General features: G+C 67.4%; 12 protein-coding genes, 1 tRNA gene and 1 pseudogene. 5 read left to right on the top strand and 9 right to left on the bottom strand.

All coding sequences use genetic code 11. The annotated features are described in order from the left end of the window. Positions 1-10 precede the first annotated feature (10 nt). The 4 genes from sbcB to minC all read right to left on the bottom strand — a co-directional run bounded on the left by sbcB (position 11) and on the right by minC (position 3,504). Positions 11-1,501 carry an exodeoxyribonuclease I gene (sbcB, locus tag OP498_RS16215; protein ID WP_280554416.1) on the bottom strand — a complete coding sequence of 497 codons (1,491 nt, stop codon included), beginning with the start codon at positions 1,499-1,501 and terminating at the stop codon, positions 11-13. Between the two features lie 96 nt (positions 1,502-1,597). Continuing rightward, entirely contained in the window at positions 1,598-1,849 is a 252-nt protein-coding gene (minE, locus tag OP498_RS16220; RefSeq protein ID WP_040184914.1) for a cell division topological specificity factor MinE, read from the bottom strand. Next, complete coding sequence (minD, locus tag OP498_RS16225) at positions 1,846-2,664, bottom strand: septum site-determining protein MinD (RefSeq protein ID WP_280550442.1); 819 nt, start codon at positions 2,662-2,664, stop codon at positions 1,846-1,848. Before minD ends, minE begins: the two co-directional genes overlap by 4 nt. 72 nt (positions 2,665-2,736) lie before the next feature. Further along, the gene (gene minC, locus OP498_RS16230) at positions 2,737-3,504 is read right to left on the bottom strand and encodes a septum site-determining protein MinC (RefSeq protein WP_280550440.1); all 768 of its coding nucleotides are present in this window, start codon (positions 3,502-3,504) and stop codon (positions 2,737-2,739) included. Positions 3,505-3,774: 270 nt separating this feature from the next. Between minC and OP498_RS16235 the strand changes: the two genes are divergently transcribed. Then, a complete protein-coding gene (locus tag OP498_RS16235) occupies positions 3,775-6,555 on the top strand; it encodes a DUF349 domain-containing protein (RefSeq protein WP_280554418.1) in 2,781 nt (926 codons plus the stop codon). A gap of 105 nt (positions 6,556-6,660) precedes the next feature. Here OP498_RS16235 and phbB read toward each other — a convergent pair whose 3' ends face one another. Next, entirely contained in the window at positions 6,661-7,407 is a 747-nt protein-coding gene (gene phbB / locus OP498_RS16240; RefSeq protein WP_280550438.1) for an acetoacetyl-CoA reductase, read from the bottom strand. Between the two features lie 189 nt (positions 7,408-7,596). On the opposite strand from phbB, the gene OP498_RS16245 reads away from it, so the two are divergent. Continuing rightward, a tRNA-Met gene (locus OP498_RS16245) sits at positions 7,597-7,673 on the top strand. 184 nt (positions 7,674-7,857) lie between these two features. Here the strand turns inward: OP498_RS16245 and OP498_RS16250 are convergent. Both OP498_RS16250 and OP498_RS16255 read right to left on the bottom strand, forming a co-directional pair. Then, positions 7,858-8,067, bottom strand: coding sequence for a helix-turn-helix transcriptional regulator (locus OP498_RS16250; protein WP_280550437.1), 210 nt, complete (start codon positions 8,065-8,067; stop codon positions 7,858-7,860). A 102-nt stretch (positions 8,068-8,169) separates the two neighbouring features. After that, a pseudogene (locus tag OP498_RS16255) lies at positions 8,170-8,580 on the bottom strand (IS1595 family transposase); the annotation flags it as partial. 332 nt (positions 8,581-8,912) lie between these two features. On the opposite strand from OP498_RS16255, the gene OP498_RS16260 reads away from it, so the two are divergent. Then, a complete protein-coding gene (locus tag OP498_RS16260) occupies positions 8,913-10,073 on the top strand; it encodes an ATP-binding protein (RefSeq protein ID WP_280554420.1) in 1,161 nt (386 codons plus the stop codon). Positions 10,074-10,633: 560 nt separating this feature from the next. Here OP498_RS16260 and OP498_RS16265 read toward each other — a convergent pair. Next, a complete protein-coding gene (locus OP498_RS16265; protein ID WP_280554421.1) occupies positions 10,634-11,419 on the bottom strand; it encodes a DUF3750 domain-containing protein in 786 nt (261 codons plus the stop codon). Between the two features lie 77 nt (positions 11,420-11,496). Between OP498_RS16265 and OP498_RS16270 the strand changes: the two genes are divergently transcribed. Beyond that, positions 11,497-12,435, top strand: a complete 939-nt coding sequence (locus OP498_RS16270) for a tetratricopeptide repeat protein (RefSeq protein ID WP_280554422.1) — start codon at positions 11,497-11,499, stop codon at positions 12,433-12,435. A 155-nt stretch (positions 12,436-12,590) separates the two neighbouring features. Here OP498_RS16270 and OP498_RS16275 read toward each other — a convergent pair whose 3' ends face one another. Beyond that, positions 12,591-13,769 carry a PatB family C-S lyase gene (locus OP498_RS16275; protein ID WP_280554423.1) on the bottom strand — a complete coding sequence of 393 codons (1,179 nt, stop codon included), beginning with the start codon at positions 13,767-13,769 and terminating at the stop codon, positions 12,591-12,593. Positions 13,770-13,812: 43 nt separating this feature from the next. Here OP498_RS16275 and OP498_RS16280 point away from each other — a divergent pair, with 43 nt between their 5' ends. Then, positions 13,813-14,244 carry a hypothetical protein gene (locus OP498_RS16280; protein WP_280550458.1) on the top strand — a complete coding sequence of 144 codons (432 nt, stop codon included), beginning with the start codon at positions 13,813-13,815 and terminating at the stop codon, positions 14,242-14,244. Positions 14,245-14,518: the final 274 nt, after the last annotated feature.

A 14,518-nucleotide genomic window follows, 5' to 3' on the forward strand; every position in this document is an offset into this window, starting at 1 on the left:
TCGCGATCCGCTAGTCGAAGGCCTGGGGCGGCATGATCGCCTCCACGTGCATCACCAGTTCCTCGAGGACCTGCCGGTCACGGTCGGACAGCGGGACGCCATTGAGCCGCTCGATCTCCCGGGCGAACTCCTTGAGGGTCAGGCTGGCGACGGCCGGATCGTTCATGCGCTCCCAGCGGAAGACCTCCCAGCGTGCCTGCTCCTCGCTCTCCAGGGTCTCCGGATAGCTGCGGGCCCGGTAGCGGAACAGCATCTCCTCGAGGCGCGGGTCCTGGAAGGCGAAGCGTGCTCCCACCAGGTCCCAGGGGTCGGTCTCGCGCACTCGCTGCATCTGCTGGCGATCGGCCGGCGAGAAGAAGCCACCGGCATAGAGCATCAGATCCGGGTCATGCGGCGGCTCGGGATGCGGCGCGGCGAACACCTCGGCGACCCGGGAGGCCACCTCCGGGCGGGCCGACAGCAGCTTCCAGTGTGCTCGGCAGGCTTCCAGGTCCAGCCCCAGGCGCTCGACGATCGCGCCGTACTCGCCCTTGTGCGGCCCTTCCACGTCCTTGAGGGCGCTGGTCGGGAACAGCACCGGACACTTGTTGAGGTGGATCACCTTCAGCGGAATGCGCTCGGCACCCTCCGCCAGGTCATCGTTGCTGACGAAGACTCGCTCGCGGATCTGCTCCGGGGTGAGCTCCAGCAGCGGAGCCGGATCCATGGAGAGGTCGAAGACGATCACCCCGTTGGGGTTGGAGGGGTGCTCGGCCAGCGGCATCACCAGGGCGCTGCAGCCGCGACTCGCCGGGTAGCGCCGCGAGATGTGCAGCACCGGCTTGCGCCCGGCCAGGTTCAGCTGCCGGGCGACGGCACGCTTGCCGCGCAGCCCCAGCAGGTAGTCGAAGAGCTTGCCGTTGCGCTCGCGCAGCAGCCTCGCCAGGGCAATGGTGGCGCGGACGTCGGCCAGGGCATCATGGGCCCCCGCATGGGCGATGCCGTTGGCGGCCGTCAGGTGTTCCAGCTTGAAGCTCGGCGCGCCATCGTCGCGCGTCGGCCACTCGATGCCTTGGGGGCGCAGGGCATGGAAGGCACGCACCACGTCGATCAGATCCCAGCGCGAATTGCCGTTCTGCCACTCCCGGGCATAGGGGTCAAGCAGACTGCGGTAGAAGAGGTGGCGGCTCACCTCGTCGTCGAAACGCAGGCTGTTGTAGCCCAGGGCGCAGGTGCCCGGCTCGCTCATGGCCGCCTCGACCACGCCGGCGAACTCGGCCTCGGGCAGGCCGCGGCGGCGGGCCTGCTGGGGCGTGATGCCGGTGATCAGGCAGGCCTGGGGATGCGGCAGGAAGTCATCGGACGGCTTGCAGAAGAGCTCGAGGGGCTCACCGATCTCGTTGAGGTCGGCATCGGTGCGAATGGCCGCGAATTGGGAGGGCCGGTCGCGACGCGGATCGGCACCGAAGGTCTCGTAGTCGTGCCACAGGAAGGACTGCGGGGCGGCGGGGGACTGCGCCATGGGCGGAAGCTCTCCGAAGGGCGTGAATTCTCGGCTCCAGCCTAGCACAGCCCCGCGGGGGACTCAGCCGACGGGCTTTCGCTCAGGACTGTCCACTCAGGACTTGGGCAGGGTCACGTTGAGTTCCAGCACCGAGCAGTTGTCCTCGCTATCGAGGGTGATGTTCACCGCGTCGTCATCGATCTGCACGTAGCGACGGATCACCTCCAGCAGCTCCTTCTCCAGCAGCGGCATGTAGTCCGGCTGCCCCCGCTGGGTGCGCTGATGGGCCACGATGATCTGCAGCCGCTCCTTGGCGACCGACGCGGACTTCTTGCGCTCTCGCTTCAGGAAATCGAGCAACTTCACCGGCGGACTCCTCCAAACATGCGGCTCAACAGGCTCTTCTTCTGGTACTCGTGGAAGCGCAGGGTCACCTCCTCCCCCAGCAGGCGGGCCACGGTATCGGCATAGGCCTGGCCGGCATCGCTGTCGTCATCGTGGGTGACCGGCACCCCCTGGTTGGACGCCCGCAGCACCGCCTCCGACTCCGGGATCAGGCCAAGCAGGTCGATGGCCAGGATCTCGCGGATGTCGTCCAGGTTGAGCATGTCTCCCAGGTCGACGCGACTCGGGTTGTAGCGGGTGATCAGCAGATGTTCCCGGATGGCGTCGTCGCCACGCTCGGCGCGCCGGGTCTTGGAGGCCAGCAGGCCGAGGATGCGGTCGGAGTCGCGCACCGAGGAGACCTCGGGATTGGTGACCACGATCGCCTCGTCGGCGAAGTACATGGCCAGCTGGGCGCCGCGCTCGATGCCCGCCGGGGAGTCGCAGATGATGAAGTCGAAGTCTTTGCTCAGGGTATCGAGCACCTTCTCGACGCCCTCCAGGGTCAGAGCATCCTTGTCGCGGGTCTGGGAGGCCGGCAGGATGTGCAGATTGTCGACCCGCTTGTCGCGGATCAGCGCCTGGTTCAGACCCGCCTCGCCCTGGATCACGTTGACCAGGTCGTAGACCACGCGACGCTCGCAGCCCATGATCAGGTCGAGGTTACGCAGCCCCACGTCGAAGTCGATGACCACGGTCTTCTTGCCACGCAGCGCCAGCCCTGTGGCGATGGCGGCTGCGCTGGTTGTCTTGCCGACCCCACCCTTGCCGGAGGTCACAACGATGATCTTGGCCAAGTGTCGCATCCTGTCTTGTGATGATGAAAGGGAATGGTGGTACAAGCGCGGCTGCCACGCAGGCCGCCGACATCAGGCCAGCGGCGTGATGCCCAGCTGGTCGTCGCTCAGCCGGACCTGAACAGGAGTGCCCAGCAGCCGCGGATCAATATCCTCGAGACGCTTGTAGTTGCCGGCCACAGAGAGCAGCTCGGCATGCAGTTCACGGCAGAAGATGCCGGCCTGGGGATCGCCATGGATCCCGGCCAGGGCACGCCCGCGCAGGGCACCGTAGACATGCACGCTGCCGGCGGCGAGCACCTCGGCGCCGGCATTGACCGCCCCCACCACCACCAGGTCGCCCTCGGGGGCGGTTACCTGCTGGCCGGAGCGCACCGTGCCGCGGTAGATGCGACCGCCCGCCGTGGTGCCCGGCAGCGCGTCGGGCATGTCGGCCTCCCCTGCCGGTGCTACCGGCTCGGCCATCTCGGCATCGCCGTCACCGGCGACGCTCTCCAGGGGGCGCGGGCGGGAGGCCTCCTGGGGCGGGAACCAGCCCAGCCCCAGGGCCCAGGCCGACTGCTTGACCGGGTCCGGCCCGCCGCGCACCGCCACCGGCAGCAGCTTGTGGGCCCGGCAGACCGCGCAGATGCGCTCCAGGGCCAGGTGCGGTTCATCGAGCTTCTCGACGTTGAGAACGACTGGGGTATGCTGGAAGAAGGCCGGCGACTGACTGAGCTTTCCCGCCAGCTGCTCACGGATGCGCTCGGGGTCCGCGCTGGTCAGCTCCATGACCGTCATCGGCAGCATCCCCCCCTTGAAGGTGAATGCCATGCTGTCCCTGTCCACTTTGAGACTCATTGCCGAACTCCACGTCGGGTGATGATCGGGGTGCTGCAACAAAGCTAAGCGAGTGGCCGCGCCCCTGCAACCGATCATACGGTCATGGAGGGGCCGTTGTCAGTGTCTCCGGATGGCCACACTTCCCCGCCGGCTGGACTTTTCTGCAGCCTCGACACGTGCTTAGATACTCTCGACCCAGGCCCTGCGCCGTTGCCGCCAACGTTGCCGCCAACAATAACGATCCTCCTGCGCTCCCGCCGGGGCGCGCTCCCTTTGTCAGGATGCCCCATGTCAGGACTCCTTCGCCGCCTGTTCGCCCCGCGCTGGAAACACCCGGACCCCGAGGTCCGCCGCCAGGCCGTGGCACGTCTCAACCCGTCCCGCGATGACCAGCGCCGCGCCCTCGAGCAGCTCGCCCTCGACCCCGACGCCGCGGTGCGCGAGGCGGCCCTAGCCCGCCTGGAGGATCCCGAGCGCCTGCTGGCCCTGTGCGAGGAGGGCGACGCCTCCGCGGAGCTGCAACGCCACCTGGTGGCCCTGCTCGCTGGCCGACGAGGCCAGCATGACCTGCCGACACGCATCGCCCTGATGGAACGGCTCGAGGACCCTGAACTGCTCAACCAGCTGGCCCTGCAGGGCGACAACCAGCAGCTGCGCCTCGCCGCCCTGGCCCGCCTCGAGGCGGAGGAGGACCTGATCCGCCAGGCCTGCGACAACGGCATCGCCGCCGTTCGTCATGCCGCCGCCGCCCGGGTCGAGAGCGAAGCGGGACTGTCCCGGCTGGCCCACGAGGCCCGCCGAGACCGCCAGGTGGCCCGCAAGGCGCGCGAACGCCTCAACCGACTGCGAGCCGACGCCGCCTCCCTGGCGGCTGCCCGGAAACGCCGCGTGGCCCTGCTCGAGACGCTCGAGCAGCACGCCAACAGCCCCTGGGAACCGCTCTATGCTGGCCGTTTCCGCCACCTGATGCGCGAATGGGCCAAGCTCGAGGACCTGCCGGATGCCCGGCAGGAGCAACGCTACCAGGATGCCTGCCTGCGCTGCCGCAAGGTCATCAACGACCACGAGGCCCAGGAGCATGCGCGGGATGCCGATCATCGTCAGCGCGAGAGTGCCGACCAGACCCGGGAATCCCTGGTCGAGGCCCTGGAGGAGAGCCTCGAGGGCCTGCATCAGGGCGACCGGCTCACCGACCAGGACATCGCCAGCCTGCGCGCCCAGAAGCGCCTGCTGGCCACCCGCTGGCAGGCCCTCTCCGACCAGCACCTGGCCGACGAGGCACTGCGTGAACGCTATGATCGGGCGCTGGCCGCCTACGAAGGCATCGTCCGGGCGCGGGTGCGCCTGGACGAGCGTGCCGAGGCGATCGAACAGGCCCTGGCCGACGGCGATGACCCACGCCTCGAGGCCCTGGTGAAGGCCTGCGGCTGGCCGCAGGACCTGGCACCGGCGCCGCTCATGCAGAGGGCGCGCCAGCGCCTCGCCGCCGACACCCCCCGGGATGACGGCGACCTGGACGCCCGCCTATCGCGCTTCGTCGAGGCGCTCGACCAGCTCGAGCGCCTGCTGGAGAGCGGCGCCTTCAAGGGCGCCAGCCGGCTCCACCAGCACCTGCGCCAGCAGGCCGACCGGCTGCCCCAGGCACCACTACAGCCCCATCAGGCGCGCCTCAAGCGCCTCGCGGCACGACTCGCCGAACTGCGCGACTGGCGCGGCTTCGTCGCCGGCCCCAAGCGCGACCATCTGTGCCTCGCCATCGAGGAGCTCGCCGACAACCCCGCGTCGACCGAGACCGAGCTCGACCACCGCCATCGTCAGCTGGTCAGGGAGTGGAAGGCGCTGGGCGATGCCGCCGCCAACCGCGAGCAGTCGGCCCGCTTCCGTGCCGCCTCCGATCGCATCCACGAGCGCCTGGCTCCCTGGCGGGAGCGCCAGCAGGCCGAACGCCAGCACAACCTGGCGGCCCGCGAGGCACTCTGCGAGCAGCTCGAGACGCTGCTCGAGCAGCCCGCCCACGAGGCCGACCCCGATGCGCTGCGCGAGATCCGCGACCGCTCGCGGGAGCAGTGGCGCCGCTTCGCCCCGGTACCCCGGGAGCAGGCCGAGACCATCGGCCGACGCTTCGGGCGCATCCGCCATGACCTCCAGGCCCTGATCGACCGGCGCGCCCGGGAGATCGCCGAAGCCAAGCGTGACCTGATCGAGCAGACCCGCGAGCTACTGGCCCGGGACATGCCCGCGACCAAGCGGGCCGACCAGGCCAAGGCGCTGCAGCGCCGCTGGCGCGACATGGGACGCGCCCCCAAGGGCGAAGAACAGGTCCTGTGGCGGGAGTTCCGCACGCTGTGCGACGACATCTTCGCCAGCCGAGAGGCCGCCCGGGATGACCAGGCACAGCGCAACCGGGCCCGGTTGGATGCCATGCAGGCGCTGATCGACCGACTCGACGGCTGGCACCCGGTGCACAGCCGCGAGGCCAGCGTGCTGGACGAGGCCGTGCGCGAGGCCACGGCACTCGAGCCCCTGCCCTCGGGACGGCGCAGCGAGGGCATGCAGCGGCGCTGGAGCGGCATCGTGCGGGCCCGCCGTGAGCGCCTGGCTCGCCTGTCGCTGGCCGAGGAGGCCGAGCGCTGGCAGGCCATCCGGCCACTGCTCAATGCCCACCTGCAGGCGGACGCCCGGTGCCTGGGCGGCGGCCCCGTCGAGGAGGTCGCCCTCCCGCAAGGCCTGGCCCTGCCGAGCGCACTGCATCACGCCCACGAACGTCGCAATGCCGCCCGCCAGGCCGGCACGGACGACGCGGTGAAGGAACGACTGGCACGCCTGCGGGCCCACCTGTCGCTGCTGGCCGGTGGTCGCGTCAACCCGCGTGACGACCCGCTGCGCCTGGCGATCCAGGTCGAACGCCTCAACGACAGCCTGGGCCAGCAGACCTCCCGCACCGAGGAACTCCACCAGGTGCTGGCCGACCTGCTGGCCACCGGGCCGATGCCCGAGGAGCTCTGGGAACGCGAGGTGGGCGAGCTCAACCGCATGCTCGAGAGCCTGGCCGAGCTGCCGCCGCCCTGAGCCAGAAGCCCGCCCACACACAACACAGCGCGAGGCAGATGCCTCGCGCTGTCGTATCTGCCGCCAGGGTCACCGGCGGCAGGGGGACGTGCGGCGGCCGGGCGATCAGCCCATGAACTGCCCGCCGTTGATATCGATGTTGGCGCCGGTGATGAAGCCTGACTCCTGGTCGGCAAGGAAGCTCACCAGGCGACCGATCTCCTCGGGCGTCCCGTAGCGCTTGACCGGAATGGTCTCGCGGATCGCCTCGCGCACCTTCTCGGGGATGTTCATGATCATGTCGGTGGCGATGTAGCCGGGTGATACCGTGTTCACGGTGATGCCCTTGGTGGCGGTCTCCTGGGCCAGCGACATGGTCAGGCCGTGCATGCCCGCTTTGGCCGCGGCATAGTTGACCTGGCCGAACTGGCCCTTGCGGCCATTGATGGAAGAGATGTTGATGATCCGGCCGTAGCCCTTCTCGAGCATGTCCTCGATCACGCTGCGGCAGGTGTTGAAGACGCTGTTGAGGTTGGTGTCGATGACCTCGTGCCACTGTTCCGGTGCCATCTTCTTCAGGGTGCCATCCCGGGTGATCCCGGCACAGTTGACCAGCACGCTGATGGGCCCATGGGCCTCACGGATCTCCTTCACGCCGGCCACGCAGGCATCGTAGTCGGTGAGGTCGATACCGGACAGCGCGATGTTGTCGAAACCCTCGGCCTTCTGGGTCTCCAGCCAGGTCTTGGCCTTGTCCGGATTGTGGTATCCCGCAACCACCGTGTAGCCCTGCGAGGCCAGCGAACGGCAGATGGCGCTACCGATACCCCCGGTACCACCGGTGACCCAGGCGACGGATGCTTGTGTTGTCATTGACTACCTCCCTGATATGCATGACATCTTGTCTGGCGTGGCGCCAGGCAGGCCATCACCAGTCTTGTTCATTGATCTGTCACCTTGATGACAGCCCAAGAAGTATGGACCAGGGAGTGCCTCGGGACGAGCGTTTGAAATCCACCCTTGACCAAAGGCGCATAGCCTGTAGAATACCCCACACGTTGATGCGGGGTGGAGCAGTCTGGTAGCTCGTCGGGCTCATAACCCGAAGGTCATCGGTTCAAATCCGGTCCCCGCTACCAATATTTTAGAGGCAGGTCAGTATCTTACTGGCCTGCCTCTTTTCGTTGCCTGCGGGAAAAGTAACCTGTGACACCACTGTGACACTCCCGCGCCACCCCTCGGAAATCTCCCCAGCCATTGCTGTCGACCAACGACCTTCAGGCAGGCACCGTCACAAGGCCCCTGAAGTGGCCCCATCCTTCCTCATGGCTCCTCATGCACGTACTCCAAAAGATCGCCTACCTCGCACTGGAACAGCCGGCACAGTTTCTCCAGCGCTTCCAGATCGATGCGCTGAGCCGTCTCCTTGTAGAGAAGCGTCACCGTATTGCGGTTTAACCCGGTCTCTCTCGCCACGTCCACGATCTTCATCTTGCGCTCCCCCATCAGGCGCGCCAAGTGGCATCGAATCATGCTCACTCCATCCAAGAGTTGATTTTTTCATCCTGGATAACAAAACCTGATCCTGATTACGCATAAGGCTCAGCCATCTTCAGGAACCGGTACGGCATCGGCGGCGACAAAGGGGAACTTGTGCTCAGCGCCGCGCCCGCGCTTTCCGGGCCGCTCATCGCCCAGGTAGGCGTCATCGATCTCAATGCGCCCGGAAAGCCTCTCTCCCTGATTGCGCTCGTGCATGACCTGCAGCAGCTTGTGCTTGAGCTTCCAGGCGGTGTTGTAGGCGACGCCGGGCTCCCGGGACAGCTGCAGCGCCGAGAGGCCGCTCTTGCGTTGGGTGAGCAGGTAGATCGCCAGACACCAGGTGGTCAGCGGCAAGTGCGTGCCATGGAAGATGGTACCGGCAGTCAGCGAGGTCTGATGATGGCAGCGATGGCACTGGTAGAGCCCCCGCGACAGCTGGCAGCCGGTGTTATTGCCACAGTCGGGGCACACGAACCCTCTGGGCCAACGATGCTGGACGAGCGCCAGCCTGGACAGACTGCTGGAGAGGATTCGCGAGCAGGTACCGAAGGGCAGCGGTTATTTCGCGAGCGTCCGATTCCGGCCATGCCAGCACTGGAGCAGCGCACCCAGAGCGACGGCTGAATGAAACGTCCAACCACTGAGTGTCAACTCATCTCGAGTGGGGCATCCTCTACCGAGAACCAGCGTAACCGCCCTCGCCCTACCTACAGAACGCTCTTCCATCCTGGACAGTCCGCTCGGAAGGAGAGCCATCACAGCCTGAGGCGTTGCTTTACGCCATTTTACGGATAAACTGATAAATTATCAAAATTCAGATAAAAATTGGTAAAGCCGTGATCTACTTCCCCAGGCATCAGCTGGCCGCGGACATGGTGGACGCCCTGAGGGGGCACACCCTCTTCAGCGACGCGCCCAATGGCCTATTCCTCGCCGCCCCTCGAAGGACCGGCAAGACCACCTTCCTACGCAACGATCTGCTGCCCACGCTGGAGGCGCAAGGCGTCGAGGTGGTCTATGTCGACCTCTGGTCGGATCAGCAGCGCGACCCCGCCCAGCTGATCCAGGCCGCGATCCAGGAGGCCATGGCCCCGCACCGCCCCATCATCGAAAAGGTGGCAGCACGGTGGGGTATCAGCAAAGTAGGGCTCGGGCCATGGATTCAGATCGACGCCAACCCCACAGAAGACGGGGCTGCCTCCCTCCCCGAGGCACTGCGCCTGCTCATTGAGGCCGGCGGCAAGACGGTTGCCCTAGTGATTGATGAGGCCCAGCAAGCGGTGACCACCGACGCCGGCAATAACCTCATGGCCGCCCTGAAGTCGGCGCGAGACCAGCTCAACACACCCGACCACATCCAGCTGATGCTGGTCATGTCTGGGTCCGATCGCGACAAGCTGCTCCGGCTGGTCAACAGCCATGCCGCCCCCTTCTACGGATCGCAAATCCAACAGATGCCGCTGCTCGGCAAGGCCTTTATCGAGCACATCGCCGATCTGATCGAGCGCCAGCAGCCAGCGCAGGCTCCGGTGGACACGGAAATGCTGCTGCAGGCATTCACTGCCTATGGGTTTCGCCCCCAGTTGTTCATGGAGGCGCTCGGGCAAGCGATGAGCCCCTTGGCCACGGATGGAGACCGGTTCGAGCAGCGGCTTTTGTCCCTCGCGCAGGCGCGACAGCGAGATGTCGAACAGGACATGGCGAGTGATTACCTCGGCCTGGATCCCCTCCAGCAGGCGGTGCTGTGGCGGATGCTCGAGATGGGAGAAGGGTTCCGTCCGTACAATGCTGAGTCACGGGCCTTCTATCGGCAGATCACCGGCAAGCCGGTTTCTGCACAACACGTTCAACGAGCCCTGGAGAGCCTTCGAGAACGAACCCCGCCCCTGGCTTGGAAATCAAGCCGGGGTGAGTACGCGGTGGGGGATGCCGCCATGTCCAAATGGTTCCGGGCCCTTGCTGACGCAGGCCGCTGGCCACCCGGAGTCGACGAGTGATCCGCAACCATGGGTGCCCGCCGTCGAACATCGCGAACCCCTCGACGATAGACGCGATGATAGGCCGAGGAACACAGTCCTGCGCAACAGCATTACCGCCGGCCGTGACCAGGCGCCTCTGGAAAAGCGGGGCCCGACTGTTGAGCCGTGCGGCCTCCTACTGCAGCGATGAGAGAGCGGATAGGTCATTAGAGCCCGATACCAGGCCTTCATAAATGAGAATGAATAACAATACCTGGCACCTTAAGGTCATTTTTGCTGTCAATTTCGTGCCAATTTTTGGTTCTTCGCAGACTGGCGTGATGGCTCACCCACGACACAGGCTGGCACACAATCCCCGTAGACCCGGTAAGCGCCAGCGCACCGGGCGTAGAGTGCGGCCTCCGCCGCGCCGGATGCGCTTTCGGCTTATCCGGCCTCCCTCAATAGTGGCTCTGCGTTTAGGTCCCTCCTCAACGTAACCCACGACGTTGAGGAGGGGCAGGTCAATCCATGATGTCTACGCGATATTCCCATGGTTTTCACGCCGAATTGCGATGACTCCGATTATTGTGACGGCATCAGTGGTCACCGTCGCCTGCTCCTCGCCCCTTGATGGCGGGGGCCATGCCCAGCCGGCCGATGCCCGGCAGCTTGAGCGCCGGGCGTCGCGGATCGATCCCCAGCGAGAGGCCCAGCAGGTTGAGCTCGAGGCCCTCGTCGCGCCCCAGGGTCAGCCCCAGCAGGCCGCCCAGCGAGGCGGTGACGCCGAGCCCACCCGGCGCCGCGGCCAGCACGCCGTCGAGCAGGTAGTCCTTGCCCACCGCGGTCACCGGCAGCGTCGCCTCGAGCCCCGCCACCTCGCGGACCATCCAGGCGGTGAAGGTGTTGCTGTTGGGCCCCGGCCAGGCACGGTAGGTCGAGGGGGCCGGATAGGCCGCCACCGCCACCTCGATCTCGGGAATCAGCCCCGCGGCCGCCTCGCCCCGGTAGTCGGCCAGCAGCACCGGCTGGCTGCCGTACCAGGCCCGGTCCGGCGTGGTGGTCGAGCGCGACTCCAGGGCCGGCCGACGCCAGCTGAGCACATGGTGCATCCGCCAGGCCTCGGCCCCGGCCTGCCGGGTGGCGATCCAGGTATGCACGCCGAAAGCGCCGCGCCATCCCCAGGCCCTGGCCGCATAGAGCTGCACCACCGCTGTGGAGGCCTCGCCAGGGGGCGGGGCCAGGCCGGACGAGGTACGATCGGCCGTGGACCAGTGGCCACGGCCTTCCACGCGCTCGGTGGCCAGCATCCACAGTGGCCCGGCCAGCAACAGGGCCAGCATCACCGCCAGGCCGGAGACCACACGCAGAATTCGTCGTACCACAGGCCGGCTCCCCTTGAAGTCGCGGGCGATCACCCGCATCTGTACAACAAATTCATCCCTACGCAAGGCTAGCGATCATGCCCATTGTCGACCCCCGCACCGGTGAGCCGCTCACCGACGACATTCCCGCCGGCGAGAATGCCGACGCCGCGTCTTTAAGCGGCCAGAACGCCGAGATGATTATCGACGTCGACGCCAGCAACATCCAGCAGCTGCTCGAGACCTCGATGCAGGTGCCCGTGCTGCTCGGCTGCTGGGCGCCCGGGAGCGAGCCCTGCAAGACCCTGATGCCGGTCCTCGAGAAGCTGGCCCGCGAGTACCAGGGCACCTTCATCCTCGCCAAGCTCAACATCGACGAGAACCAAGAGATCGCGGGCCAGCTCGGCGTGCGCTCGGTACCCGACGTCAAGCTGATCAGCCAGGGCGGACTGGTCGACCATTTCCAGGATGCCCTGCCGGAGAAGCAGGTGCGCGAGTGGCTGGCTCGCTATTTCCCGGCGCCGGAAGAAGCCCCGGCGAGCCCCGAGGACCAGGCCGCCGAGGCCCTGGCCGCCGGCGATGCCGCGACCGCCCGGGGCATCTACCAGGAGCTGGTGCAGCAGTACCCTCAGCATGCCCCCTATCAGGTGGAGCTGGCCCGTGCCCTGGTGGCCGACGGTCAGGCCGAGGAGGCCCGCACCCTGCTGGACAACCTCCCCCCGGAGGAGCGCGATGCCGCCCCGGCCCGCGGCGTGCGCGCCAGCATCGAGTTCGACGAGCAGGCCCCCTCCGCGGAGGAGCTGGCCGCCCTGGCGGGCCGCGACGACAGCGAGGCCCACTTCAAGCGCGCCCTGCGCCAAGTGGCCGACGGCGACTACGAGGCAGGGCTGGATGCCCTGCTGGCGCTGGTGAAGCGCGACCGCGCCTACGGCGACGATGCCGCCCGACGCACCCTGCTGCAGGTCTTCGATGCCCTGGGGGCCGACCATCCGCTGACGGTCGCCTATCGCCGCAAGCTCTTCGCGCTGCTTTACTGACTGAGCCCGGCTGCGCCGGTAGCTGGAAACAGACTGTAGGCCTGGTAAGCGACAGCGCACCAGGCGTTATCTCTGACAGCTCCGGGCGCAGCCCGGCCCTTCCAGCTTCCAGGCGCGAAGCGCCGCTCTTCAAGCTTCGAGCGGCGCAGCCGGACTCACCCGCGCAGCACGGCATCCAGCCGCGCCAGGGCCGCCTCCAGCTGGGTGGCCGTGGTGCCGAAATTGAGCCGCGCAAAGCCCGGCCAGCCGAAATCGGCGCCGTCGGAGAGCGCGACGCCGGCCCGCTCGAGCAGCAGCCGCTGTGGTGCTCCCGCCAGCCCCGCGAGCGCTCGCGCCTCGCGCAGGTCGAGCCAGGCCAGATAGGTGGATTCGGGTGGGCTCATGGTCACCCCGGGCCAGCCGGCCACCCGCTCGACCAGTGTCTGGCGGTGGCTGCGCAGCACGGCGAGCAGCGCCTGTCGCCATGGCTCACCCTGGGCATGGGCGGCCTCGGCGGCGACCAGCCCCAGCACATTGCCGTCGGGCTGAAGGCCCTTTACCTTGGCAGCGAAGCGTCGCCGCAGGCCGGCGTCGGGAATCACCGCGCAGGCCGTGGTGAGCCCCGCCAGGTTGAAGGTCTTGGACGGCGCCCAGAGGGTCAGGATACGCGAGGCCAATTCGGGAAACTCGGCGGCCAGCGGCACATGGCGGGCCCCCTCGTCGAGCAGCAGGTCGCAGTGCAGCTCGTCGGAGACCACCAGCAGGTCGTGGCGCTCGACCAGCTCCACCAGCCCCGCCAGCTCCTGTCGCGTCCATACCCGTCCAGTGGGATTGTGGGGGTGGCACCAGAGCAGCAGCCGAGTCTCCGGGGTGATCGCCGCCTCCAGCGCCGCGAGGTCGAGCCGCCACGGCTCGCCGGGTGAGGCCGGGGCCCGCAGGGCCGCCTGCTGGGGCCGGCGGCCGGTGCGCTCGGCTACCTTCAGGAAGGGCGGGTAGATGGGCGTCACCGTCAGTACGCCGTCGCCGGGTTCGGTCAGCGCCAGGCTCGCCATGTGCAGCGCCGGCACCACGCCCGGCAGCCACAGCTGCCAGCCGGGCTCGATGGCCCAGCCGTAGTGCGCGGCACTCCAGGCGCAGAGGGTCTCGCGCAAGGAGTCGGGCACCAGACCATAGCCGAAGACACCATGCTCGACCCGGGCCCGCAGGGCCTCGATGACCTCCGGGGGCGAGGCGAAGTCCATGTCGGCGACCCACAGCGGCAGCACGTCATCCCCGTAGCGATGCCATTTCTGCGAGGGCCAGTCACCGCCCGAGGGGTGGCGACGCTCGACGGGCGTGGCAAAATCGAATTCCATGTGCAGTTCCCGATCCCAGAAGGCCAGCAAGATGCACGAGACCATGCACCAAGACGGCTTCTATGCCAAGGTACGCCGCGGCCTGCCCGCGCTGGTCGCCCAGTGGCTGACGCTCGGCCAGGGCGATGCCGACCGCCTGGCGCTGCTGCTCGCCGAGACCGCCCGGGTAACCCGCATCGGCCTCCCCGAGCAGACCCCGGATGGCGACACCCTCGCCGACTGGAGCCGTCCCGACGGCGAGGAACCGCCCCTATGGGCGGCCCGCACCGCGACCTTCCTGCTGGTGCAGATGCCCTCCCGGCCCCAACCGGCCAGTGACGACGAGGCCTGCGCCTGGACCTACTGCTGGCTGCGCAACCGCGACTTCGCGGAGCTCGAGACCGCCGAGCAGGCGCTACCCGAGCACCTTCGCGAGCCGCTGGCCGCCGCCCTGAGGGCCGCCTGGACCGACCTCAAGGGGCTGCGATTGGTGTAGGCTCTGTCCGATAACCGGCGACGCTCGTCCATACGGCGTTAAACCGGGTTTATCGCACTTCGGCGTGAGTGAGGGGGTGAATGGTGAGGGGTAACTACTCACTACTCACCAGCCGCGAAGCGGCGCTTACCATTCACAAGCGATAGCGCTCACAAGTGAAGTGCCGTAGACATCATGGATTGACCTGCCCCTCCTCAACGTCGTGGGTTACGTTGAGGAGGGACCTAAACGCAGAGCCACTATTGAGGGAGGCAGGTCATGACACAGTCTAACG

Origin of the sequence: Halomonas sp. 25-S5 (assembly GCF_029889845.1) — a bacterium.
Taxonomy (GTDB): domain Bacteria; phylum Pseudomonadota; class Gammaproteobacteria; order Pseudomonadales; family Halomonadaceae; genus Halomonas.